This is a genomic window from Occultella aeris, from assembly GCF_902703175.1.
Lineage (GTDB): Bacteria > Actinomycetota > Actinomycetes > Actinomycetales > Beutenbergiaceae > Occultella > Occultella aeris.
The window spans coordinates 21729-45859 of record NZ_CACRYJ010000055.1; the positions used below are offsets into that span (position 1 = coordinate 21729).

21 protein-coding genes are annotated in these 24131 nt (G+C 70.9%); 14 read left to right on the top strand and 7 right to left on the bottom strand.

Annotated features, from left to right (window positions below):
* The first annotated feature begins 18 nt into the window (after nt 1–18).
* On the top strand, nt 19–741 hold the full coding sequence (locus HALOF300_RS18570) for a pentapeptide repeat-containing protein (RefSeq protein ID WP_156742404.1): 723 nt from the start codon (nt 19–21) through the stop codon (nt 739–741).
* Nucleotides 742–1010: 269 nt separating this feature from the next.
* On the opposite strand, the gene HALOF300_RS18575 is transcribed toward HALOF300_RS18570, so the two are convergent.
* Entirely contained in the window at nt 1011–1361 is a 351-nt protein-coding gene (locus HALOF300_RS18575) for an addiction module antidote protein (RefSeq protein ID WP_231955589.1), read from the bottom strand.
* A 192-nt stretch (nt 1362–1553) separates the two neighbouring features.
* Here HALOF300_RS18575 and nirB point away from each other — a divergent pair, with 192 nt between their 5' ends.
* From nirB to HALOF300_RS18595, 4 genes are read left to right on the top strand one after another with little or no spacing between them, the layout of a single operon-like run.
* A complete protein-coding gene (nirB, locus tag HALOF300_RS18580) occupies nt 1554–4226 on the top strand; it encodes a nitrite reductase large subunit NirB (protein WP_156742405.1) in 2673 nt (890 codons plus the stop codon).
* Nucleotides 4223–4654, top strand: coding sequence for a nitrite reductase small subunit NirD (gene nirD, locus HALOF300_RS18585; RefSeq protein WP_156742406.1), 432 nt, complete (start codon nt 4223–4225; stop codon nt 4652–4654). The genes nirB and nirD overlap by 4 nt, the downstream gene beginning before the upstream one ends.
* Nucleotides 4651–5526 (top strand): uroporphyrinogen-III C-methyltransferase, encoded by an 876-nt coding sequence (gene cobA / locus HALOF300_RS18590; RefSeq protein WP_231955590.1) that lies wholly within the window; start codon nt 4651–4653, stop codon nt 5524–5526. Before nirD ends, cobA (HALOF300_RS18590) begins: the two co-directional genes overlap by 4 nt.
* 44 nt (nt 5527–5570) lie before the next feature.
* Complete coding sequence (locus tag HALOF300_RS18595; RefSeq protein ID WP_156742463.1) at nt 5571–6653, top strand: uroporphyrinogen-III synthase; 1083 nt, start codon at nt 5571–5573, stop codon at nt 6651–6653.
* Between the two features lie 79 nt (nt 6654–6732).
* On the opposite strand, the gene HALOF300_RS18600 is transcribed toward HALOF300_RS18595, so the two are convergent.
* Both HALOF300_RS18600 and cobA (HALOF300_RS18605) read right to left on the bottom strand, forming a co-directional pair.
* Nucleotides 6733–7716, bottom strand: coding sequence for a zinc-binding dehydrogenase (locus HALOF300_RS18600; protein ID WP_156742407.1), 984 nt, complete (start codon nt 7714–7716; stop codon nt 6733–6735).
* Nucleotides 7717–7798: 82 nt separating this feature from the next.
* Nucleotides 7799–8782: a uroporphyrinogen-III C-methyltransferase gene (gene cobA, locus HALOF300_RS18605; RefSeq protein WP_156742408.1), complete on the bottom strand. Its 984-nt coding sequence runs from the start codon at nt 8780–8782 to the stop codon at nt 7799–7801.
* 81 nt (nt 8783–8863) lie between these two features.
* On the opposite strand from cobA (HALOF300_RS18605), the gene fgd reads away from it, so the two are divergent.
* From fgd to HALOF300_RS18625, 4 genes are all read left to right on the top strand, one after another.
* Nucleotides 8864–9886, top strand: a complete 1023-nt coding sequence (gene fgd / locus HALOF300_RS18610) for a glucose-6-phosphate dehydrogenase (coenzyme-F420) (RefSeq protein WP_156742409.1) — start codon at nt 8864–8866, stop codon at nt 9884–9886.
* 63 nt (nt 9887–9949) lie between these two features.
* The gene (locus HALOF300_RS18615) at nt 9950–10177 is read left to right on the top strand and encodes an AbrB/MazE/SpoVT family DNA-binding domain-containing protein (RefSeq protein WP_156742410.1); all 228 of its coding nucleotides are present in this window, start codon (nt 9950–9952) and stop codon (nt 10175–10177) included.
* Nucleotides 10178–10187: 10 nt separating this feature from the next.
* Nucleotides 10188–10598, top strand: a complete 411-nt coding sequence (locus HALOF300_RS18620) for a type II toxin-antitoxin system VapC family toxin (protein WP_156742411.1) — start codon at nt 10188–10190, stop codon at nt 10596–10598.
* Between the two features lie 125 nt (nt 10599–10723).
* Nucleotides 10724–11494, top strand: coding sequence for a sirohydrochlorin chelatase (locus HALOF300_RS18625; protein WP_156742412.1), 771 nt, complete (start codon nt 10724–10726; stop codon nt 11492–11494).
* A 12-nt stretch (nt 11495–11506) separates the two neighbouring features.
* Here HALOF300_RS18625 and HALOF300_RS18630 read toward each other — a convergent pair whose 3' ends face one another.
* A complete protein-coding gene (locus HALOF300_RS18630) occupies nt 11507–11938 on the bottom strand; it encodes a PPOX class F420-dependent oxidoreductase (protein ID WP_156742413.1) in 432 nt (143 codons plus the stop codon).
* Nucleotides 11939–11966: 28 nt separating this feature from the next.
* Entirely contained in the window at nt 11967–12395 is a 429-nt protein-coding gene (locus HALOF300_RS18635) for a 2'-5' RNA ligase family protein (protein WP_156742414.1), read from the bottom strand.
* Between the two features lie 189 nt (nt 12396–12584).
* Between HALOF300_RS18635 and HALOF300_RS18640 the strand changes: the two genes are divergently transcribed.
* From HALOF300_RS18640 to HALOF300_RS18655, 4 genes are all read left to right on the top strand, one after another.
* On the top strand, nt 12585–13655 hold the full coding sequence (locus HALOF300_RS18640; protein WP_156742415.1) for an alpha/beta hydrolase: 1071 nt from the start codon (nt 12585–12587) through the stop codon (nt 13653–13655).
* The gene (locus tag HALOF300_RS18645; protein WP_156742416.1) at nt 13645–14391 is read left to right on the top strand and encodes an esterase family protein; all 747 of its coding nucleotides are present in this window, start codon (nt 13645–13647) and stop codon (nt 14389–14391) included. The genes HALOF300_RS18640 and HALOF300_RS18645 overlap by 11 nt, the downstream gene beginning before the upstream one ends.
* 39 nt (nt 14392–14430) lie before the next feature.
* The gene (locus HALOF300_RS18650; RefSeq protein WP_156742417.1) at nt 14431–15690 is read left to right on the top strand and encodes an ATP-grasp domain-containing protein; all 1260 of its coding nucleotides are present in this window, start codon (nt 14431–14433) and stop codon (nt 15688–15690) included.
* A 208-nt stretch (nt 15691–15898) separates the two neighbouring features.
* Nucleotides 15899–19465, top strand: coding sequence for a GH39 family glycosyl hydrolase (locus tag HALOF300_RS18655; RefSeq protein WP_156742418.1), 3567 nt, complete (start codon nt 15899–15901; stop codon nt 19463–19465).
* Here HALOF300_RS18655 and HALOF300_RS18660 read toward each other — a convergent pair.
* Complete coding sequence (locus HALOF300_RS18660) at nt 19441–21768, bottom strand: glycoside hydrolase family 3 C-terminal domain-containing protein (RefSeq protein WP_231955591.1); 2328 nt, start codon at nt 21766–21768, stop codon at nt 19441–19443. The genes HALOF300_RS18655 and HALOF300_RS18660 overlap by 25 nt on opposite strands.
* A gap of 142 nt (nt 21769–21910) precedes the next feature.
* Here HALOF300_RS18660 and HALOF300_RS18665 point away from each other — a divergent pair, with 142 nt between their 5' ends.
* The gene (locus tag HALOF300_RS18665; RefSeq protein WP_156742419.1) at nt 21911–22618 is read left to right on the top strand and encodes a TetR/AcrR family transcriptional regulator; all 708 of its coding nucleotides are present in this window, start codon (nt 21911–21913) and stop codon (nt 22616–22618) included.
* Between the two features lie 29 nt (nt 22619–22647).
* Here HALOF300_RS18665 and HALOF300_RS18670 read toward each other — a convergent pair whose 3' ends face one another.
* Complete coding sequence (locus HALOF300_RS18670) at nt 22648–23943, bottom strand: alpha-L-fucosidase (protein ID WP_156742420.1); 1296 nt, start codon at nt 23941–23943, stop codon at nt 22648–22650.
* Nucleotides 23944–24131 lie beyond the last annotated feature (188 nt).

Sequence of the window (24131 nt, forward strand, 5' to 3'; positions counted from 1 at the left end):
TGCCGGGGTGCTAAGAAGATGACAACTGGCGGTCTTTCGCCTGGGATAAGTGACGACAGTCTGTATGTCGAACACCAACAGCTCGATCGTCTCGACTTGAGTGCTCGTAACTTTAAGCATTTCGTTGTGGTTGACTCCCGGTTCGAGCATTGCAATTTTGATCGAACGGTTATTTCGCACGCGAACCTCGGGGCCGGGGACCCCATCTCCGAATACATCGACTGTACGTTCGACGGAGTCCGAATGCTCCACGTTTGGGTGGGTAATGCCCGCTTTGTGAGGTGCACCTTCACGAATGCTTCTATCGTTGATCTCGACGCCTCCGCGATGGAGTTTATCGACTGCATCTTCACGGGTCGAATCCAAAAGGCACTCTTCTGGGGTGTGCCGCCCAAAGAGTTCCGCACGTACCAACGGAGCAGTAACGAGTTCCACGGAAACGATTTTTCAGGCTCGCGCTTGAGAGACGTCTCGTTCCGCGGAGGGATCGATCTGCGCTCTCAGACGATGCCGTCTGGGCCTGAGTACGTCTACGTGCAGGACGCTGCTGCGGGCGTAGCCCGTGCACGCGAGATGCTCCAATCTTGGAGTGATACGCATGTGATCGAAATCGCAGAGCGGACGCTGCTCCGATTGCAGGCCCAGATCGATCTCGGTCAACAACAGTTCTTTTTCAGTATCGCGGGGTACTCGGGGGCTGAGCGTCTTGCGAAATTGTTCGACTCTTCCGACCCTACTTGAGTCTCTCGCGGGACACGCCGGACAGAGTGCGTAACGGATGATGCGGAAAGCGCCGTTCGCCTGGGGTTTCTGTACCTCCGCCCCTGAGACTCTGAGATGTCGGGCTTCTGACGTGTTTGAGCTGGGCCACCGATGAGCTCCGTGCTGCGGTGGCGGTACGTGAGGATGTCTCTCTTGCCCAGGAAGAAGTGATCTATCGAAAGTCCGTCTCGCATCGTTGGATCGATGCTGAGCGGTCCGGTGGCATGGGTCGGGATCGTGAGCGCTTCTCAGGCGATTGATTCGAAGTGGACCCGAAGGCCGAGAGCGCGCGACACCTTGACCACCGTTGCGAAGCTGGGATTGCCCTTGGCCGACAGCGCTTTGTACAGGCCTTCTCGGCTCATGCCTGCACGACGTGCGATCTCACTGAGGTTGCGGGAGCGCGCGATCGTGCCGAGCACCCCGGTGATCACCACGGGGTCGCCCTCGGCATCCTCGATCACTGCTTCCAGGTAGGCCACGACGTCGTCAAACGTGTTGAGGTAGTCCGCGGGGTCGAACGCAGAGAATGCATCGGTGGCACTCCTCCGGGTGCTCCCTCCGGTCGTACTCCCGATAGCCCGATTCGGGTCGGCCACATGTGAACTGTAGTTCACACTGCGATGGCATGAACGACCCGACCTCTCACTCGACCCTGACCACGAGTGAGAACAACGTTACGACCGGGCAACGGGCGGGGCACTGACGTGAAACCGCCGCCACATATCGTCGGCGACATCGCCCCACCACTGCCGATCGGCAGCCGGTCGACGATCACCGGAGGAGTCCTGATGAGCCAGACCGAGAACCAGCCCAAGCACCTGGTCGTCGTCGGCGGCGGCATGGTGGCCCAGCGCCTGGTCGAGGCCCTGCGCGCCCGGGACGGCGCCGGCGCCTGGCGGCTCAGCGTGTTCGCCGAGGAGGCCGCGAAGCCCTACGACCGGGTCGCCCTCACGTCCTACTTCTCCGCCCGTGACCCCGAGGAACTCACGCTCGGCGACCCGGCGTTGTGGGAGGACCCGCTCGTCACGCTGCACCGGGACTGCGCGATCACCACGATCGACCGGGACGTCCACCAGGTCACCGACCGGCTCGGGCGCACCCACCACTACGACGAGCTCGTGCTCGCGACCGGTTCCAGCGCGGCGATGCCGCCGATCCCCGGCAACGACCTGCCCGGCGTGTTCGTCTACCGCACCATCGACGACGTCGCTGCCCTGCGCGGCTGGGTCGAGGACAAGCGCGCCGCCGCCGGCAAGGGGAGGTCCACCGACTTCGAGCGCCCCGTCCGCGGCGCCGTCATCGGTGGTGGTCTGCTCGGCCTCGAGGCCGCCGGCGCGCTCAGGGCGCTCGGCGCGCAGGCCACCGTGATCCAGTTCGGCACGCACATGATGGACGCCCAGATCGACCTCGGCGGCGGGCAGGCCCTCAAGCGCCTCATCAATGACATGGGCATCGCCGTGCGCACGGACACCGCCACCGCGCAGATGCGCCCGTCCCGCCGCACCGGGCACGTCGGGCGGCTGGACTTCGTCGACGGCGGCCGGCTGGACGTCGACGTCGTGGTCGTCGCCACCGGCGTCCGTCCCCGCGACGAGCTGGCCCGCGCTGCCGGGCTGGACATCGGGGACCGCGGCGGCGCGGTGGTGGATCTCGGCTGCCGCACCCAGGACCCGCACGTCTGGGCGGTCGGTGAGGTCGCGTGCATCGAGGGCCGCTGCATCGGGCTCGTCGCCCCCGGGTACGCGATGGCCGAGGTGGTCGCGGACCGCCTCCTCGGTGGCGAGGCCACGTTCCCCGGCGCGGACACCGCCACCAAACTGAAGCTGCAGGGCGTGGACGTGGCCAGCTTCGGGGACGCGTTCGCCCGCACCGAGGGCGCCATGGAACTCGTCTGGGCGGACCCGGTGGCCGGGGTCTACAAGAAGCTGGTGCTCTCCGACGACGCCCGTACCCTGCTCGGCGGCGTGTTCGTCGGTGACGCCACCCCGTACGCGTCGCTGCGTCCCATGGTCGGCAGCGAGCTACCGGGGGATCCCGGTGCGTTCCTGCTCCCGGAGTCCACCAGTGGCGGCGCGGCGAGCCTGGAACTGCCCGACGCCGCCACCGTGTGCTCCTGCAACAATGTGACGGCCGGGACGATCCGCGCCGCGGTCACCGAGCACGAGTGCACCGACGTCGCCGGCGTGAAGGCCTGCACCAAGGCCGGCACCTCCTGCGGGTCCTGCCTGCCGCTGGTGAAGAAACTCACCACCACCGAGCTCGAACGGGCCGGTGTGGAGGTCTCCAACGCCCTCTGCGAGCACTTCGACCTGTCCCGGGCGCAACTCTTCGACGCCGTCCGGGTCGCGGACCTGCACACGTTCAGCGAGATCATCGGCCGGTTCGGCAGCGCGACGGCCGTTTCCGCGGAAGCGCCCGACGGCGTGGGGCCGGGTCGCGGCTGCGACATCTGCAAGCCGGTGGTCGCCTCGATCCTGGCCTCCCTCGGCAACGGCCACATCCTCGACGGGGAGCAGGCCACCCTGCAGGACACGAACGACCACGTGATGGCGAACCTGCAGAAGGACGGTACCTACTCGGTGGTGCCGCGGATCCCCGGCGGCGAGATCACGCCGGACGGGCTGCTTGTGATCGGGCAGGTGGCCAAGGACTTCGGTCTCTACACGAAGATCACCGGCGGGCAGCGGATCGACATGTTCGGCGCCCGGATCGAGCAGCTGCCGCAGATCTGGCGCCGGCTCGTGGAGCACGGGTTCGAGTCCGGGCACGCCTACGGCAAGTCGCTGCGGACCGTGAAGTCCTGCGTCGGCTCCACCTGGTGCCGGTACGGCGTGCAGGACTCGGTCGGCATGGCCGTCGAACTCGAGCTGCGCTACCGGGGCCTGCGCTCCCCGCACAAGCTCAAGCTCGGGGTCTCCGGGTGCGCCCGCGAGTGCGCCGAGGCCCGCGGCAAGGACGTCGGCGTGATCGCCACGGACAAGGGCTGGAACGTCTACGTCGGCGGCAACGGCGGGTTCACCCCGCGGCACGCGCAGCTGCTCGCCGAGGACCTCGACTCCGAGGAGCTGATCCGCACCATCGACCGGTTCCTCATGTACTACATCCGCACCGCGGATCGGTTGCAGCGCACCGCGCCCTGGATCGAGGACGTCGAGGGCGGTCTCGACGGCGTCCGCGAGGTCATCATGAACGACTCCCTCGGCATCGCCGCTGACCTCGACGCCGCAATGGCTGCTCACGTCGGCAACTACGAGGACGAGTGGCGAGCGGTGCTGGAGGACCCGGAGAAGCTGCGCCGGTTCGGCTCCTTCGTCAACGCCCCGGCCACCCCCGACCCCGACCTGGCGTACGTGCCCGAGCGGGGTCAGATCCGCCCGGCCACCGAGGCCGAACGCGAGGCGGCCGCCGAGACCGGCGCCCCGGTCCTGATCGCCGGCGCCACCCTGGCGGTCCGCTCATGAGCGCCGCAACCACCGCCACAACGGCCACGGCAGCGGACGAGGCGAGCGCCGCCGTCGGGCGTTGGGTGCGCGTCTGCCTCCTGCACGACCTCGCCGTCGAGCGCGGGGCCGCCGCCCTCGTGGATGGCACCCAGGTCGCCCTGTTCCGGCTTCCGGACGACTCCGTCCTGGCCGTGCAGCAGCGCGACCCCTACAGCGGCGCGAACGTCATGTCCCGTGGCATCGTCGGAACCCGGCAGGGCCGGCCCACGGTCGCGGCGCCGATGTACAAGCAGGTGTTCAGCCTCGAGACCGGCGCGTGTCTCGACCCGGTCGGCTACACCCCGCTGGATCCGGCGCACGCGCACCTGGTCACCTACTCCGTGCGGGTCACCGACGGCGTGGTGCTGGTGGGACTGCCCGACGGCGCAGCGGAGTCGGCCGCGTGAGCGCGCTCCGCGCCCGTGGCGCCGCGGATGTCGGCACCGCCTCCGGCCGGGTGATCCTCGTCGGCGGCGGCCCGGGCGCGCTGGACCTGCTCACGCTGCGGGCGTGGCGGGCGCTGCAGACGGCGGACGTGGTGGTGGTGGACCGGTTGGCCCCGACCGAGGTGCTCGACGACCTACCGCCTCATGTGGAGGTCATCGACGTCGGCAAGGTGCCCGGCCACCACCGGGTGCCGCAGGAGGAGATCAACGAGATCCTCCTCGAGCAGGCCCGGCTGGGCCGCGTGGTGGTGCGCCTCAAGGGTGGCGACCCGTTCGTGTTCGGTCGCGGTGGCGAGGAGGCGATCGCGTGCCGGGAGGGGGGCATCGTCGTCGAGATCATCCCCGGGGTGAGCAGCGCCCTGTCCGTGCCCGCGCTCGCGGACATTCCCCTCACGCATCGCGGCACCGTGGCCGCGTTCCACGTGCTCAGCGGCCATGACGGGCTCGACGAGGCGGCCGTCACCTGCCTGAAACACCGCAGCGCTACCGTCGTCATCCTGATGGGTGTCGCGATGCTGGAGCGGATCGTGGACCAGGCGCTGGCCGCCGGGTCCGACCCCGCGCTGCCCGCGGCCATCGTGGAGAACGGGTCCACGCCGGCCCAGCGGGTCACCCGCGCGCCGCTGGGGGAGCTGGTCGCCCGCGCCGAGCAGGTCGGGGTGCGCAATCCTGCCGTGATCGTGCTCGGCGACGTCGCCGCGCCGGGCCTGCTCACGCCGGCCTCCGTCGGGGACCAGGCGGTGGCGGGTCGCCCGACGCGGGTGCGTGCCGGCTTCGTCCCCGAGCATGCGGGTCACGACGTGGCGTCCGGCGCCCGGGTGCTCCTCGCGTGAACCGCGAGGACCTGCCGTCGGGCAGGCCCGCCCTCGGTCAGGTGATGGCCGGGTGCACCGTGCTGATCACCGCGGACCGCCGCTCCGCCGAGCTCGCCGCGGCACTGACCCGGCGTGGCGCGCAGGTGCGGCACGCGCCCGCGCTGAGCATCCTGTCCAACGTCGACGACGAGCAGCTGATCGCGGACACCCGGGAACTGGTCGAACACGCCCCGGACGTCGTGGTCGTCACCACCGGGATCGGGTTCCGCGGCTGGATCGAGGCCGCGGACGCGCACGGCATCGCCGATGACCTGCTGGCCGTGCTCGCCGGTTCACGGATCGTGGCCCGTGGCCCGAAGGCCCGCGGCGCCATCCAAGCGGCCGGGCTGCAGGCCGACTGGGTCGCCGAGTCCGAGACCTCCGGGGAGATCGCCGACGTGCTCCTCGGCGAGGGTGTGGCCGGGCTCCGGGTGGCCGTGCAGCACCACGGCGCCGGCGCCGACGGGCTGGACGCCGTGTTCGCGGAGGCCGGCGCGGACGTGCAGAGCCTGATCGTCTACCGCTGGGGTCCCGCCCCGGATCCCGACGCGGTCCGAGCCTCCGCCCGTGCCGCAGCGGCCGGGGAGATCGATGCGGTCGTGTTCACCTCCGCCCCCGGCGCCGAGGCCTGGCTGTCCGCCGCCGAGGCGGACGGGGTCGGCCCGCAGATCGTGACGCGGTTCGTCTCGGGGTCGATGATCGCGGCGGCCGTCGGGCCGATCACGGCCAAGCCGCTGGAGCACCGCGGGGTCACCACCTTGCAGCCCGAACGCGGCCGCCTCGGCGCGCTCGTGCGGGCCCTGGTGAGCCACTACGAGCAGGCCGAGACCCTCGCGCTGTGCACCGCCGTCGGGATGCTGCAGATCCGCTCCCGGGTCGCCGTGCTCGACGGCCAGGTGCTGCCGCTCTCACCGAGCGGGGTGGAGGTGCTGCGCCTGCTCGCAGGCGGTGGTGTGGTGTCCCGCGAGGCGGTGCTGGCCGTGCTGCCGGGCGATTCGACGGACCCGCACGCCGCCGAGGTGGCCATCGCCCGCCTGCGGGAGGCGGCCGGGCGGGGTCTGATCAAGACGGTGGTCAAGCGGGGATACCGGCTCGAACTCGCCTGACCGTCGTTCCGACAGCACCGAGGGTGCCGTTGTGCGGCTGATGGCGCCGTTGCGCCGCATGAGCGCACGTTCGGTGACGTCAGACCAGGACCACCTTGCCGGTGGTGGCGCGGGACTCGAGGTCGCGGTGGGCGCGGGCGACCTCGGCGAACGGGACCTCGTGGATCAGCGGACGCCACGTTCCGGCGGCCGCGAGGGCCAGGGCGCGCTGCTGGCGCTCGTAGATGTCCGTGATCGGCTTGGCGCCGGGTCCGACGATCGGCACCACGGTGTAGGGGGCGTCGGCCGGGATGGCGGTCGCGGCGCCGGAAGCCCAGCCGTAGCTGACCAGGCGGCCACCGGAGCCGAGCAGGGACGCCGCCGCGGTGCCCGATCCGCCGCCGACGCCGTCGAGCGCCACGGTCGCGCCGCCGTCGCCGAGCGCCGTGCAGGCCCGCTCCAGCCAGCCTTCGGCACGGTAGTCGATGATGGTGAGGGCGGCCGCGTCAGTGCCGGGGAGCAGCCCGGCCAGTCGGTCCGCCTTCGCCCGGCCACCGACGAGGGCGACCACCCGGGCGCCGGCCCGGAGCGCGGCCTGCACGAACAGGTTGCCCAACCCACCCGCCGCCGCGGTGATGACCACCCTGTCCCCGGGCCCGACCTGGGCGGCGTCGAGCACGATCGTGGCCATCCGGCCGGTGCCGATCATGGCGACGGCCGCTGCCTCCGTGAGCCCGTCGGGGATCGGGTGCAGCACCTCGAGTGGTGCCACGACGAGCCTGGCGTAGCCACCGCCGTCGGGCACCGCCCCCAGGTGCGCAGCGACCCGGCGACCGATCCAGGCGGGGTCCACCCCAGGCCCGACGGCGGCGACGGAGCCGGCGACCTCACGGCCCGGGATCGTCGGCAGGGCCGGCAGCGGCAGCGGGCCGGGCTCGCCGCGGCGCAGCGTCGTGTCGAGCAGGTGCACGCCGTGCGCCCGCCCGGCGATCAACACCTGGCCCAGGCCCGGCTCGGGGTCGGGGACCTCGTCCAGGACGAGGTTCTCGGGTGGCCCGAAGGCGTGCAGGCGGATGGCGTCCATCGATGGTCTCCCTGTGGTCGGTGGGTCAGGACTCCACCCAACGACATCAACAATGGTTGAGGTCAAGACCTGGGAGGTCGGCTCAGCCGCCGATCCGGACCACGTTCCCGAGCACGATGACGGCGGGTGAGGAGATCCCGGCGAGGGTCGCCTGGGCGACGGCGTCCCCGACGCTGCTCACGGTGCTCGCCTGGTCCGGGGTGTACCCGCGCTCGATCGCCGCGACCGGGGTCTCGGGGCCGAGGCCGGCCCGGAGCAGCCCGGCGAGCAGGTGCGGCAGGGTGCCGACGCCCATCAGGACCACGACGGTCCCGCCGAGGGTGAGCGCTCGGGTCAGGTGGGTGTGCTCGTCGTCGGAGAGGGGGTGGTGGCCGGAGATCACGGTGAAGTGGTGCGAGAGGTCACGGTAGGTCACCGGGATCCCCGCCGCGGCCGGCACGGCGATCGCCGCGCTGATCCCGGGGACCAGCCGCGCCGCGACCCCGGCGGCCCGCGCCGCCGCGAGCTCCTCGGCGCCGCGGCCGAACACGAACGGGTCCCCGCCCTTGAGCCGGACCACCCGCTGCCCGGCGGCGGCTCGGGCCAGCATCAGCTCCTCGATCTCGGCCTGCCCCAATGGGTGATGGCCGGGCCGCTTGCCGACGTCGATCAGCTCCGCGCCGGGAGCGAGGTCGGTCAGGTGATCGGTGGGGGCGAGCCGGTCGTAGAGGATCACATCCGCAGCCGCCAGGGCGCGCACGGCAGCGAGGGTGAGCAGGTCGTCGGCACCCGGACCGCCTCCGACGAGGGTCACCTGCCCGGCCGGGGGACCGGGCTCGCGGCTGATCAGGTGCGTGCGGGCGATCACGCCGAGCGCCTGCCCCCAGTCCGACGAGAGCTCGGCCTCCTCAAGGCCGACCACCACGAGAGCGACACCGTCGAGCGCGGCGGGCGTGACGCCGTCGGGCATCGACGCGGTGCGCACCAGCGCGCCCGCAGCGGCGTAGCGGCGCTCGAGACGCGCGGCCTGCTCGCCCGCGCCCAGCACGAGCACGGGCAGGCCGTCGACCTGGGTCTCGATCAGCATCCGGCGTGCTCCCTCATCGCTTGGTGGACAACATTGTCGACTACGTTTGGAGAACCGCATCGCACCACGGAGGAACGTCTCATGCTGCCCCTGAAGCTCGGTTACAAGGCCTCGGCCGAACAGTTCGCCCCGCGGGAGCTGGTCGAACTCGCGGTCGCCGCGGAGGCGCACGGGATGGAGAGCGTCGCAGTCAGCGACCACTTCCAGCCGTGGCGCCACGACGGTGGGCATGCCCCGTTCTCGCTTGCGTGGATGGCGGCCGTCGGTGAGCGGACCTCCACCGTGCAGATCGGCACGTCCGTGCTCACCCCGACGTTCCGGTACAACCCCGCCGTGATCGCCCAGGCGTTCGCGACCTTGGGCGTGCTCTACCCGGGCCGGATCATGCTCGGCGTCGGCTCCGGTGAGGCGCTGAACGAGATCGCCACAGGCTTCCGCGGCGCCGGCGACCAGGACTGGCCCGAGTTCAAGGAGCGGTTCGCCCGGCTGCGCGAGGCGGTCCGCCTGATGCGCGAGCTGTGGACCTCCGACCGGGTCGACTTCGAGGGCGAGTACTACTCCACGCACGGGGCGAGCATCTACGACCGGCCGGACGGCGGCATCCCCGTCTACATCGCGGCGGGCGGCCCGATGGTGGCCCGGTACGCCGGGCGCGCCGGGGACGGGTTCATCTGCACCTCCGGAAAAGGCTGGGACCTGTACACCGAGAAACTCATCCCGGCGGTCGCCGAGGGCGCGGCGAAGGCCGAGCGGGACCCGGAGACGATCGACCGGATGATCGAGATCAAGATCTCCTACGACACCGACCCCGAGGCGGCGCTGGAGAACACCCGGTTCTGGTCCCCGCTGTCGCTGAGCGCGGAGCAGAAGCACTCGATCCACGACCCCATCGAGATGGAGCGGGCCGCGGACGCCCTGCCGATCGAGACCATCGCCGGCCGGTGGATCGTCGCCTCCGACCCGGACGAGGCCGCCGAGAAGGTGCTCGAGTACCGCCGGGCCGGGTTCAACCACCTCGTCTTCCACGCGCCCGGCCACGACCAGCGCCGGTTCCTGGACCTGTTCGAACGGGACCTCGCGCCGCGGCTGCGCGCGCACGGCTGACCGGGGTGTCTGGGCGGACACGGCGTATCATGTAACACATCAGCAACGTGTCAGGAGGGCGCAGTGAAGCTCAACAGCAAGGGCCAAGTGACCATCCCGGCCGAGTTGCGTCACCGGCACGGCTTCGACGAGGGCGACGAGGTGGACGTTGTCGAAGACGGCAACACGCTACGCATCGTGCACCGCACGCCCGGTCAGACCAGGGGTGAGCGGGTCGTCAGCAGGATGCGCAGCCAGGCGACCACGACTCAGACAACCGACGAGCTGATGACGTTGCTGCGTGGCGAGTGACAGGGAGCCGATGATCACGCTGGTCGACTCCAACGTGCTCCTCGACATCGTCACCGATGATCCAGCGTGGTCAGGGTGGTCGAGCCAAGCCCTCGCACATGTTCTCGATGAGGGCGAAGCGGTCCTGAATCCTCTTGTCTATGCCGAGGTGTCCGTCGGCTTCGACCGGATCGAGGATCTTGACGCAGTGCTACCGACGACCGCGTTCCGGCGCGAACCACTCCCGTATCCGTCAGGTTTCCTCGCCGGGAAGGCCTTCCTGCGATACCGCCGACACGGCGGCACGAGGACACCACCGCTGCCGGACTTCTACATTGGGGCACACGCGGCAGTCGTCGGCTACCGGCTGCTCACCCGCGACGCGCGCCGATACCGGACGTACTTCCCGGGCGTTGCTCTGCTGTGCCCGCCGGAGGATTAGGTAGGCACCGCGCGCGCCATCTCGGGCAAGAGCCACTGGCCCGACCGCGTGGCGTGCCGAAGTCTTAACCGTCCCGAAACGTACCGGCGCGGCTGGGCGTAACAGCGCCCTCCTAGCGTCGGGGCATGACAGCGATCCTCGCCGGTGCCCCTCACACCCGCCACGGCCGAGCACCGCTGGCGCCCGCCACCCGGACGATGCCGGCCCTGCTCGCGTGCTCGCACGGCACCTCCTCGCCCGCCGGCCAGCGGGCCGTCGCCGGGCTCGTGCAGGCGGTCGCGGACCGTCGCCCGGACGTGGCCGTGGCCGGCTCGTTCGTGGACGTGCAGCAGCCCGACGTGCCGACGTCCCTGACCGGGCTCGGCCACGGCGCCGTGCGGATCGTGCCGCTCCTGCTCTCGGCCGGCTACCACGTGCACGTGGACCTCACCGAGGCCGCAGCCACGAACCCCGACACTCGCGTGATGCGCGCGCTCGGTCCGGATCCACGGCTCGTCCGCCAGCTCCAGCGCCGGCTCACCGAGGCTGGTCTGGCGCCCGGCGATGCGGTGGTCCTGGCGGCCGCCGGCTCCTCGGACGCGAACGCCGTCGCCCACTGCGAACAGACCGGCGAGATGCTCGCCGCGGCGTTGCGCCGCGACGTCATCACCGGCTTCATCTCCGCGGCCGGGCCGCGCCTGGGGGACGCCGTGGCGACCGCGCGGGCCGGCCTGCGGTCCCGGGGCGACGGCGCAGGTCGCGTCGTCGTCGCGACGTACCTGCTCGCTCCGGGCTACTTCGCCGACCTCGCCGCGGGCTGCGGCGCCGACGTGGTCACCGCGCCGCTGCTCGTCGACGGCGAGCAGCCACCGGCCGAACTGGTGGATCTGGTACTGGACCGGTACCTGGCCTGCTGACGGGCCACCGCGTCAGCGGATCTTGGCCCCGTAGACCCGCTCAACGGTCATCGTCATCAGCACCCGGCGGTCGGAGACCATGACCGCGCGGTACTCCGCCCAGTCCGGGTGCTCGCCGGCGGCGCGCCGGTAGTAGTCCACGAGCGCCTCGACCTCGGGACCGTTCTGGTCGGTACCGGGTCCGGTCAGGGTCACCGGGCCCTCGGCGGTCGCCCACTCCCAGCCGTTCTCACTGGTCACCTCGAGCGCGGCCCGGGGATCGCGGCGCAGGTTCACCGTCTTGGCGCGGCCCTCGGTCATCGAGACGAGCAACTGCTCGGTGTCGCGATCGTAGAACGGGGTCACCGGCGAGAGCTGGGGCAGGCCGTTCGACTTGATCGTGGCGAGGACGCCGATCTTGGCGGTGGCGAGTACGGTGCGGGGATCGAACGTGGTGTCGGTCATGCTGCGTCGAACCCGGTCTCGGGCGCGGCTATTCCGGCCGGGCCGCTCCGAAGGCGAAACGGTCGCGCTCGACCCAGCGGACGCCGTCGAACTCGTGCAGGGCGAGGGCGGTGGCCGAGAACGTGACCGGCAGCGCTGCCGCTACCTCAGCGGCCACGGAGGCGAGCACCTCCTCCGGCTGCTCGTGGGCGACCGTCAGGTGGGGGACCACCGTCTCGAACGCGCCACCGTAGGGCTGCGCCTGCGGCCACCGGAGCGCGACCGCCTCGGTCAGCGCCCGGAACGGATCCGCCGGTCTCGGGTCCAGCCAGAGCGTGCGTGGGAACCGCGCCGTGCCGGCCAGTACCGCCTCGAACGGGGAGCTCGAGCGCGCGAGCGAGCGGACGCCGTCGAGGTCGTCAGGTCCGAGCTCCTCGCGCGGCAGCCACGGGTAGAGCACCGTCACGTGCGCGGGCATCCCGAACTGCGCCGCGATGTCGTACTAGGAGCGTGGACCCGCGACTAGCGGTTCCGCCTCCGGAACCAGGACGGTCAGGCCCGTCGCGCCGAGGGGGAAGGGAGCCACCAGCGGAGCATACGGACACCCCGCCCACCGAGCCAGGATGTACCGGAGGAACCAGGGGCGGCGGGCGGATAGTCTCGCCCTGTGCGCGACGACTCCATCACCGAGGCCGTCGGGGACGAGTTGTGCTTCCGCCTCGCCGACCCCGACGCCCGCTACCGGCGCGTCCGGGTGGACGCCGACCTCGGCACCACCGACGCACCCCGGGACCTGACCCGGATCGACGGCGTCTGGGAGCTGCGCATCCCGCGCCCACCGCTCGGCCGGGTGGAGTACCAGTTCGAGGTCACCACCACGCTCCTGGACCCGACCAACCCGCGCACCGCGCCGGGCGGCTTCGGCGACCGGTCCGTGCTCGAACTGCCCGGCTACGTCGAGCCCGACTGGCTCGCCGCCGAACCCATCGCGAGCCGGCTCGCGGACGTCTCCTTCACCGACACCCCCGTCGGAGACATCGACGCCACCCTCTGGGTTCCGGAGCGGCTCGACCCGGACGAGCCCGCGCCGCTGCTGATCGCCCACGACGGGCCCGACTACAACGCGATGGGGCACCTGACCGATTTCATCGGGGCCCAGATCGGCGCCGGACGCCTCGCGCCACTGCGGGTGCTGCTGCTCGGCGCACCCGACCGGATGTCCTGGTACGTCGCGAACGACGACTACGCCGACGCCCTCGTGCTGCACGTCCTGGACGCTGCGCGCGACCAGTGGCCCTCGACCGCCGCCATCGCCGCCGGGGTCAGCCTCGGCGCGCTCGCCGCGCTGCACGCCCAGTGGCGCCACCCCGGCACGTTCGACGGTCTGTTCCTGCAGTCCGGTTCGTTCTTCACGCCCGGCACCGACGCGCAGGAGTCGTGGTTCAGCGGGTTCGGCGACATCACCTCGTTCGTGGCCGAGGTCGCCGGCGCACCGACGGCACAGACGGCACAGTCCATACCCTCCGTGACGCTCACCTGCGGCGCGACGGAGGAGAACGTCGTGAACAACCGGCTGATGGCCGCCCACCTGAGCCGGCTCGGCTGGGACGTGCGCTACGCGGAGACGGCCGACCTGCACAACTTCGTCTCCTGGCGCGACGCCCTGGAACCGCACCTGGAACGGCTGCTGATCTCCGCCGTCGGGCACCCCGTGGCCGGAGGCCACGATGCGACGTGACCAGTTGGAGCTGGACGCACCTGGCCTGGACCGGCCCGGCACGCTGATCCGGTACGGGCACTGGGGCCGCCCGGTCGTGGTGTTCCCCACGGAACTGGGACGGGCCTGGGAGTACGAGGAGAACGGCATGGTCGGCGCGCTCGCGTCGCTGATCGACGACGGTCGGATCAAGCTCTACTGCGTGGACTCCTTCGACCATATGACCTGGTCGGACACCTCGGTCTCCCACGAGGAGCGGGCCCGGCGGTACCGGGACTACGAGCGTTGGGTGACCGACGCCGTCGTGCCGGTGATCCGCGACGACACGCCGGGCGCGGGTGATCTGATCACCACCGGCGCGAGCCTCGGCGCCTACCACGCCCTGCACCTGATGCTCGCGCGGGCGGACCTGTTCACGGTGGCGATCTGCCAGTCCGGCAACTACGACCCGTCGTTCTGGCGCACGTGGGGCGAGCGCGGTGACGACGCGTACTTCACGAACCCGATGGACTACCTGCGTGGTGCGGACGGAGACCATCTCGACTGGCTGCGTTCGCGGGTGTACCCGGTGTTGGTGGTGGGACAGGGCGAGTTCGAGGTGGACCCGACCGGAGCACTGCCCGCCACCCTCGCGATGGACCGGCTGCTCACGGAGAAGGGCATCGGCCATGAGTTGGACGTGTGGGGCCACGATGTGTCCCATCAGTGGCCATGGTGGCGCGAGCAGATCGCCCATCATCTGCCGCGGTTCTGCTGAGCCGATACGTTTGCCGCGAACGCGATCCTCGGAGGGCACATGAGCGACATCTCCCGGTACCTGATCGGCCTGCTGCTCGGACAGGAGGAGGACTGGCCGCGTGCGTTCGAGGCGATCGTGTCCCGGCTCGGGCCGGTCACCGATAGTGCCGGCCGCACCCACGAGATCACCACGAAGAGGCTCACCGTGGCCCCGTTCGAACTCACCGACCCGGTGGCCTCCGACCTCGTCATCGACCGGCTCGCGTACTGGTACTACGTCCCCCGGGAGTGGCTGAAGAAGGCGGCCCTGATGGATGACACGTACCTGCTGAACTCGCCGTTCACGTTCCAGTCGATGGAGAAGCACAGCGCCTACTGCGCGATGCTGCGGCTCGGGCTGAACATCCCGCGCACCGTGCTGGTGCCGTACAAGAACCCGGTGGACAACGCTCGATGGGCCTACACGTCCGCGAAGTACAACGAGGCCTTCGACCTCGAGGCGATCGCCGCGGGCCTGGGCTACCCGCTGTACATGAAGCCGTTCGACGGCGGTGGCTGGCGGGGCGTGTCCCGCATCGACAACCCCGAGGACCTGCGCAGCGCGTACGACTCCTCCGGGCAGATGCTCATGCACCTGCAGGCGACCGTCGACTACGAGCACTTCGCCCGCGCCCTGTCGATCGGGCCGGAGACCATGGTTATGGACTTCCGCCCGGATCAGCCCATGCACAACCGGTACGCCGTCACGCACGACTTCCTGTCGCCGTCGGCGGGGGACCAGGCGGTGACCATCTCCCGGCTCGTGAACGCGTTCTTCCGGTGGGAGTTCAACTCCGCGGAGATGCTTGTGACCGGGGACGAGGTGTACCCGATCGACTATGCGAACGCGTGCCCGGACGTGGCCGTGACGTCGCTGCACTACTACTTCCCGTGGGCGATCACAGCGCTGGTGCGCTGGAGCACGTACGCCCTGGTGACCGGACGCCGGGTCTCGGTGGATACCGACACCGCGGCCTACTACGCGATCGCCGACGACCCCGAGCTGGACTACACGGGCAGGCTCGCCGCCTACCGCCGGCTCGCGGACGACCACTTCGAGACCGACCGCTACTGGGACTGGTGCGCGAAGCACCTGGCGGACCTGCCCGCGCGGGTCCTGGACTGGGTCACCTCACCCGACTTCGACCGCATGCTGGTCGACACCGTGCGCGCCACGTACCCGCCGCACGAGCACGAGCAGTTCCTTGCGCACTTCAGAGGGCTGATCGGGCTGTGGACCTCAGACGAGCAGGCCAGGCTGGCGGTAGGTCGCCCCTGATCGCAGCCGGGGGCGCCGCTCCACGATGTCGGGACATTCGGTCGGTGCTGCCCTGGTCGGGTCGCTGCGGCGAAAGCGCAAGCGCACCCAACGTCGGTTAGATCTGCAGGGATCCTAGACGTTCGGGTCCACGTGTGCGAAACTGCTTTCGCACCGACGACAGCGACACCGGTCGCCCGACGCTCACCGACGAGATCGAGGCCAGGCAATGATGCGACACCGAGCGACGGCAGTCACCGCCATCCTCGCCCTGGCGGCCAGCGCCGTCACCGCCCTCGGCGCCACCGCGGCGCCGCTGCCCACCGAACCCGTGCCCGCGGCGACCGGACAGGTCGTCATCGGCGACTTCGAACCGGGCTCGCCGGACTGGGACGTGTACACGACCGGGGAGGCCAGTGGCGCGATCACCCTCGCCACCGAGGCCCCGGCGAGCGGAGCCGGGCATGGCCGGATCGAGGCCTCGGTGCCCACCGGCACCTTCGAGCTCGCCCGCTGGCCAGGTCAGATCGAGGCCACCGCGCTCCAGCTGCAGGTGCGCACCGCGGACGTCGACCTCGTCACCCTCCGGCTGCAGGACTCGACCGGCCAGGCACACCAGCAGCGCGTCGCGGTCGATCCGGACGTCGAGGGCTGGCAGACCCTGCGCCTGGAGGACTTCACCTCGGGTGAGAGCTACCTCCACTTCGGTGGCGCCGACGACGGCGTCTGGCATGGCCCGCTTCGAGCGTTCTCAGTCATCCTGGACACCTGGTCGTTCCGCGAGGGCAGCACGGCGGGCACTCTCGACATCGATGCGGTCGTCGCCGAGGTCGACGTCGCGACCGCGCCGCTGACCCTGCAGACGATCGCGCGCGGAAACGTCTTCCACACCGGCGACGACGTCGCCGTCGCCTTCACGGGCGAGGACGTCGTCGAGCTGTCCTGGACCGTCCGCGACGCCCATGGCACCGTCGTCGACCAGGGCACGGCACCCGCCGCCGATCTCGCGGGAACGCTCCCCATCGATGCCGACGGCCCCGGCTGGTACACCGCAGACGTCATCGGTACGACGGCGGACGGCACCCGGTACGTCGTCGGCACCGACCTCGCCGTGCTCGACCCGCTGCCTTCGGACTTCGTGCGGGACCCGCGCTTCGGCGTCGCCACCCACTATGGCCAGTCCTGGCCCTTGGAGACCGCCGCCCTCGTCGCCGATGCGGGATTCGGGCTCGCCCGGGACGAGGCCTACTGGGCCGGCCAGGAGACGACTCCCGGTCAGATCGTCTGGCAGGACAAGGTCGTGGCCTACCAGGACGAGTTCGAGGATCTCGGCCTCGGCCACTTCCGCGTGCTCAGCTACGGGAACCCGCTGTACTTCCCGGACGAGGCACCGACGACGCCCGAGGGTCGGGAGGCGTTCGCACGGTACGCCGTCGCCACCGTGGCCGAGCTCGGCGTCGAGGGCAACTACTTCGAGGTCTGGAACGAGTGGAACTGGCGCGACCTCGACGGGCCGGCAGCCGGCAGCGCCGCACAATACGTCGCCCTCCTGCAGGTGGTGCATGACGCGGTCAAGGCCGAGTACCCGGACGCGGTGCTCGTCGGTCCCGCGCTCGCGCCTATGGACGACTGGCAGGCCTGGTTCGCAGAGTTCGTCGACCTCGGCGGTCTCGACCTGGTCGACGCGGTCTCGACCCACCCCTACACACACCCGAACGCGCCCGAGGGATCCTCCCGGTTCCAGGGCCAGTACGGTGCTCTGCGCACGATCATGGATGAGAACGGACACGGCGATATGCCGCTCCTGCTCTCGGAGGTCGGCTGGCCGACGGCCGAGACCGCGGTCGGCGTCGACGAGGCGACCCAGGCGCGCCTGATGGTGCGCGGGCAGCTCACCGCCTTCGCAGACGGCGCGCAGAACTTCACCATCTACGACTTCATGGACGACGGCACCGACGCCGGCGAGGTCGAGCACCGGTTCGGGATCGTGCGCAACACCGACGACCCCCGCGGTGCCTGGGTGCCCAAGCCCGCGTACGTGACCAGCGCCGTCATGAACCGGATGCTCGCCGGCCTGCCGTATGAGAGCTCCGGCGACCTCGGTGACGATGCGTGGGATGTCGTGTTCTCGGACGGAAACCGCACGGTCCACGCAGCGTGGGCCACCGACCCGACGACGGCAGCGTTCGCTGCGACAGGTCCGGTCACCGTCACCGACGCCTACGGCGGCGCAGTCGAGCTCGCCCCGGACAGCGACGGGCTGGTGCACGTGAGCCTCGACGAGGAGCCCATCTACGTCGAGGGTGCCGTCACCGACGTCTCGGTCTCGGATGCGTATCGGTTCGACATCGAGCCTGAGGTCGCGGGAACGCCCGCGGCCGGCCACGTCGTCGTCGACCGGACCGGTCGGTCGGGCATCGAGCTCGAGCTCGAGCCGGTCGGAGGCGAATCGGCGAGCGTGAGCGTCGGTGCCGGCCAGAGCGCGTCGGTCGACGTCGCCTACCTGCCCCAGAGCTCCGGTGCCGAGCGCACCTACTCGGTGCTCGCGCGGGTCGACGGCGTCGCGGTCACGCTGCTGCGCACCACGGGATCGCCCACGCCGGCACTGTCGATCACCGGTGTGCACGGCGTCGACGCCGACGGTCAGGTCCTGCGGCTGCAGGTGACGAACGCGACACCGACGGCGATGACGCTCGATGGCGTCGACGTGGCCGTCGGGGACGAGCGCACGCGGGTGGGTGAGGGCGATTCGGTGCCGGCGTCGGGCACGCTCGTGCTGAGCGTCCCGATCGCGCCGACCGAGCCGACCGGGTGGACCGCGACGGTCCTGACCACCACCGGCACTCCCGCCACGGCGTCGGGCACGCTGACGCCGTTGGGCGAACCGGTAGCGGTGCCCGCAGTCGGGGTCGACGTCGACGGCGTCGCCGACCCGGCGGTGCTGGAGCTGGCCGCGCAGGACGTCGGCGTCGAGGAGGCTCCCGCGCTCCCCGGCTGGGAGGGCCCGGCGGACTCCTCGGCGTCGATCTGGCTGACCCACGACGATGAGAACCTCTACCTGACGCTTCGTGCCCAGGATGACGTCCATGCCCAGCCCAGCACCGGCGGTGACATCTGGCAGGGCGACAGCGTTCAGATCGGACTCGTCGCCGGAGCGCCCGGCGAGGACCCCGTCCCGCAGGAGATCGGAGTCGCCCTCACCGATGCCGGCGAGGTGGTCGTGCACAGGTGGGCGCCCGCCGACGTCGCCGGCACGCCCGCGGGGGTGAGCGCCGCCGTCATCCGCGACGAGGGCGCCGCGACCACGACCTACGAGGTCGCGATCAGCTGGGCGGAGATCGGCATCGACCCGGCCGGGCGACTGCTGGCGAGCACGGTGGTCCTGAATGAGAACGACGGCTCCGGGCGGGAGGGCTGGCTGAGTTGGGGACTCGGGCTCGCCGAGACCAAGAACGTCTCGTTGTTCAACGCCCTCGTCCTCGCAGTGACCGATGAACCGCTGCCACCGGTCACGCTGCGCATCTCCGTCCGGGCGCAGTGCTGGGGAGCCGAAGCGGTCATCGCCGTCCACGTCGTCAACACCTCGGAGGTCCCGCTCGACATCCGCATGACGACGGACTACGGCAGCCACAAGCTGACCGCCACCGCGCCCGGCGCGTCGGGCTACCACGGCTTCACGAGCGGAGCCGGGGCGGTCGACGCCGGATCGGTGACCGTCGCCGCGTACGCCTGGAACGACGGTCAGCCCGTGTACGAGCGCTTCACGGTGCCCTACGAGGCGGTGACCTGCGGCTGAGCGAGGGCCCCGAACCGCTCAAGCAGGGCGTCGAGGTCGTCGACCGTGAAGGTGCCGCCCATCCCCATCAGCGGCACCTTCACCAGCGGCATCGCGGTCAGGAACGCGGCGGTCGCCGGTTCCGGGCTGTCCGCGCCGAACATCGCTCCGAACTCGCCGAACGCCTCCAGGAGAGCAGGCCCGGCTACCGGGTCGGCAACCCATTCGCCGATCGTCGAGTACCCGGTCAGAGGTACTCGGGGGGCGGGCGCTTCGAGCGGCACGCTCGTGCTCAGCGGCAGGTCCCGCGAGGAAGCGCCGACGCTGACCTCGACGGTGCCGGGCTCCACGGACCAGCCCCCGGTCACGGTGTCCCAGTGGCTGAGGTCGCGCCGGGTCAGGGCGAACTCCACCGTCCGGGACGCACCGGGCGCGAGTTCGATCCGCGTGAAGCCGCGCAGTTCCCGGGGTGCCCGCGCGAGCTGCGAGTCCGGCCGGCCGACGTAGAGCTGCGGCACGGCCACCCCGGCCCGCCCACCGGTGTTCGTGACGACCGCAGTGACTGCGACCACGCCGTCGCCCGCGCTGGTGTGCTCCGTGACCGGGGTGGCGTCGACGGTCAGGTCGGAGTAGGCGAACGTGGTGTAGGTCAGGCCGTGCCCGAACGGGTAGGACACGGGCGCGGCCGTGGCGTCCAGGCCGCGGTAGCCGATGAAGATGCCCTCGCCGTAGCGCACGACGCCGTTCTCACCGGGGAAGTTGAGTTGTGCGGGCACGTCCGCCAGCTGCTCCGGGATCGACTCGGCCAGGCGGCCCGACGGCGCGGCATCGCCGATGAGGAGGTCGACGGCGGCGCTCCCGCCCGCCTGACCGCCGAGCCAGAGCTCGAGGATCGCGTCGGCCTGCTCCTGCCAGTCGACGACCGTCACGGCCGACCCGTTCGCCAGCAGCACGACCGTCCGCGCGGCCACGGCCGCCACCTCTGCCAGCAGGGTCGTGTGGCTGGTGGGCAGGTCCAGGTGCTCGCGGTCGTAGCCCTCGGACTCGTCGATCGCGGGCAGGCCGAGGAACAGCACCGCGGTCCTACCGGTGGCCAGCTCGACCGCCTCGCGGCGCAGCTCGCTCTCGCTTCGCTCCTGCCCGACGGCGCCCGCGGCCTCCGCGAGCGGGTAACCCGGGGCGAAGGGCACCGCGAGACCCTGCTCACTCAGGGCGTCGAGCATGCTCACCAGCCGGGTCGGGTTCACCTGCGAGGAGCCCGCGCCCTGGTAGCGCGGCGTGCGGGCCATCTCACCGATCACGACCACGGTCGAAGCGAGGGTCTCGCGCTCGAGCGGCAGCACGCCGCCGTCGTTCTTCAGGAGCACCGCGGCCCGGGTCGCGGCCTCGCGGGCGAGCGCGTGGTTGGCCTCGAGGTCCGTGGCGCCCGGCTCGGCGAGGGCGGCCTGGGACCGTGCGATCAGCGCGAGCACCCGCGTGACGGCGCGGTCGAGGTCTGCTTCGGCGAGTGCTCCGGAGCGCACCGCCTCGACCACCCGGGCGTCGTTGATCCCGTCGGAGGCGGGCATCTCCAGGTCCAGGCCCGCGGCCACCCCGGCGACCCGGTCGTCGACGGCGCCCCAGTCGGAGACGACGAGGCCGTCGAAGCCCCACTCGGTGCGCAGCACGTCGGTGAGCAGCCACGGGTCCTGCGAGGCGTAGCTGCCGTTGATCCTGTTGTAGGAGCACATCACGGTCCAGGGCGCGGCCCGGGTGACGACCGTCTCGAACGCGGTCAGGTAGATCTCCCGCAGCGTGCGCTCGTCGACCTCCGCCGAGACCCGCATCCGGTCGGTCTCCTGGTTGTTCACGGCGAAGTGCTTCAGCGAGGTGCCAACCCCCTTGGACTGGATGCCCTGCACCAGCGGCGTCGCGAGCTCGCCGGCGAGGTGGGGGTCCTCGGCGAAGTACTCGAAGTTGCGCCCACACAGCGGGCTGCGCTTCATGTTGATGCCGGGACCGAGGAGCACGGCCACCCCGTTCGCGCGGGTCTCCTCACCGAGCGCCTCCCCGACCCGCCGGAGCAGGTCGGGGTCCCAGGAGGAGCCGAGCCCCGCGGCGGATGGGAAGCACGTGGCCGGCACCGAGTCGTTCAGCCCGAGATGGTCCGTCGCCCCCGCCTGCTTGCGCAGCCCGTGCGGACCGTCCGTGAGCATCACGGCCGGGACGTTCAGCCGCTCGACGGCCTGGGTGTGCCAGAAGTCCGAGCCGGACAACAGCGAGGCCTTCTCCTCGAGGGTGAGCTCGGCGAGGAGCCGGGGAATGTCGGAGGTGGTGATGGCCACGTCAGCAGACCTTTCTGGTGGCGCCGAGGTCGTCGCCGCGTAGTCGGGGTCGGGCGGGTGGAGGAGACCTCGGTGTTCCTCCAGGCCCGATGATGCCAGATTAATCTACCGCGCGGTAGATTGATGGTCGTAGGATGTGCTTGTGCCACTGCAAAGCTCCGGTCGCGCCGGGCGCCCTCGACTCGGCAGCGAGGACAAGCGCGCCCGGATCCTGCGGGAGGCCTTCGACCTCTTCGCTCGGCGCGGCTACTCGGCGACCTCGCTGACCGAGATCGCGCGCGCGGCCGAGATATCCAAGCCCGGGCTGCTGCACCACTTCGGTTCCAAGGAGGCCCTGTTCTCAGCGGTGCTCGAGCAGCGCGATGCCGGGGACAGGGCGCATCTGGAGGACGCAGCCGACGACGTCTGGTCGCTCCTGGATCGGTGGGTGCGCCTGATGACGGGCAACGCTGCCCGGCCCGGCCTGGTGGGGCTCTACACCGCGATGTCTGCCGGCAGTGTCGACGCTGCCCACCCCGCTCACCCCTGGCTGCACCGGCACCTGGTGGACGGTGTGGAAGCGCTGTCCGAACGGTTCGACCGCGGGAAGGCAGCGGGCGTGGTGGCCGATGACGCACCGTCGATCGAGCTTGCCCGCACGGTCCTCGCGCTCTCCGACGGGATCCAGGTCCAGTGGCTGTGCGCCCGTTCGGACTCCGGGACCGAGCACCCCACCGAGGACGCGACGACACCCACGCACGGAGTTGGACCGGTCGACATGACCGCTCAGATGCGTCTGCTCGTGGACATGATTCGGGCGCGATGGGCGACCGGAGTCGCCGCGGCATCGCCCCCGGCGGCGACCACCTGAGCAGTCGCCGCCGCGAAACGCACTCAGCCCTACGCCGTCGGGCCCAGGAAGAGTTCCACGACAGGAACCGCCACGTCAGGCCGCCGGACCGGCAGCGTGAGCGTCAGGGTGCCGGGCGCCGGCCCGTCCGGGGTGGTGTTCCAGCCGGCCTGGTCCGGGTCGATCTCGGAGTAGGCGACCTCGGAGGCGTCGTGCAGGAACTGGGCGTAGGTCACCTTCCCGGCAAGCCCGGGCAGCTGCACGTGCCCGAACGGCCACGTGAACAGGTGGAGATAGAGCCGGTCCCCGGCGCGGGTGTAGCGGGCGTCCGGCGGAGGCGTGAGGTCGGTGGCCCCGGCCCCGCGGATCGAACGGGCGTGGGTGTCCATCCAGGCGCCGATCCCGGCGAGCGACTCGATGGCGCGCGGGTCCAGGTCGCCGCGGCCGGTCGGCCCGACGTTCAGGAGCAGGTTGCCGTCCTTGGCGACGCCGTCGATGAGCATCCGGACGAGCAGATCCGGCGACTTGTAGTCGTCGTTGTCACGGTCGTACCCCCAGGAGCCGTTCAGGGTCTGGCACGCCTCCCAGACCACGGGTACGCCGTCGCGTTCCATCGGGCCGTCCGGCTGGTACTGCTCGGGGGTGATGAGGTCACCGGGGATGCCGAGCCGGTCGTTGACGATGATGCCGGGCTGCAGCTCACGCACCATGGCGAGCAGGTTCGCGGAGTCCCAGTCCGCGGCGCCCTTGCCGGCGAGGTCTGCGTGGTGGTCGCGACCGTCGGGGTAGGAGAAGTCGAAGAACAGGTAGTCGATCTGACCGTAGCCGGTGAGCAGTTCACGGACCTGGCCGTGCAGGTACTCGCGGTAGCGCGCCATGTCCCGGCCGGCGTTCTGCTCGACGAGGTCCGCGTCGTCGCGGCGGGGGTGCAGGGCGTCGATGGTGAAGTCCGGGTGGTGCCAGTCGATCAGGGAGTGGTAGAAACCGACCCGCAGCCCTTCGGCCCGGACCGCCTCGACGAACTCGGCGACGGCGTCCCGCCCGAACGGCGTGTTCGTCGCCTTGTAGTCCGTGAGGGCGGAGTCCCACAGGCAGAAGCCCTCGTGGTGCTTCGTGGTGAGCACGACGTACTCCATGCCCGCCGCCTTCGCCGCCTTCGCCCAGGCGCGCGGGTCGTAGCGGTCCGCCTCGAAGTGGGTCGCGTACCGCTCGTAGTCGGCAAGAGGGGTGAACTCGCGGCTCATCACCCACTCGTGCCGGGCGGCCAGGGAGTACAGGCCCCAGTGGACGAACATGCCGAGACGGGCGTGGGTCAGCCACGCGTGCGCAGGATTCACGGGCGCCATTCAACCCGATCCCGCGCACTCGGCGCTACGAAGGCGCGGTCTTGCGGCGTAAGACCTGGTTGCGCCGCATGATGACCCTCTCGCGAAGGTGGCGGTTGTCCGGCCCGGGTTGGCCCGGGGCGAGGGTGGTCGTGCGGCGCACCGGTCCGATCGACCGCAGGATCACCCGCTCGAGGTCCTGGGAGGAT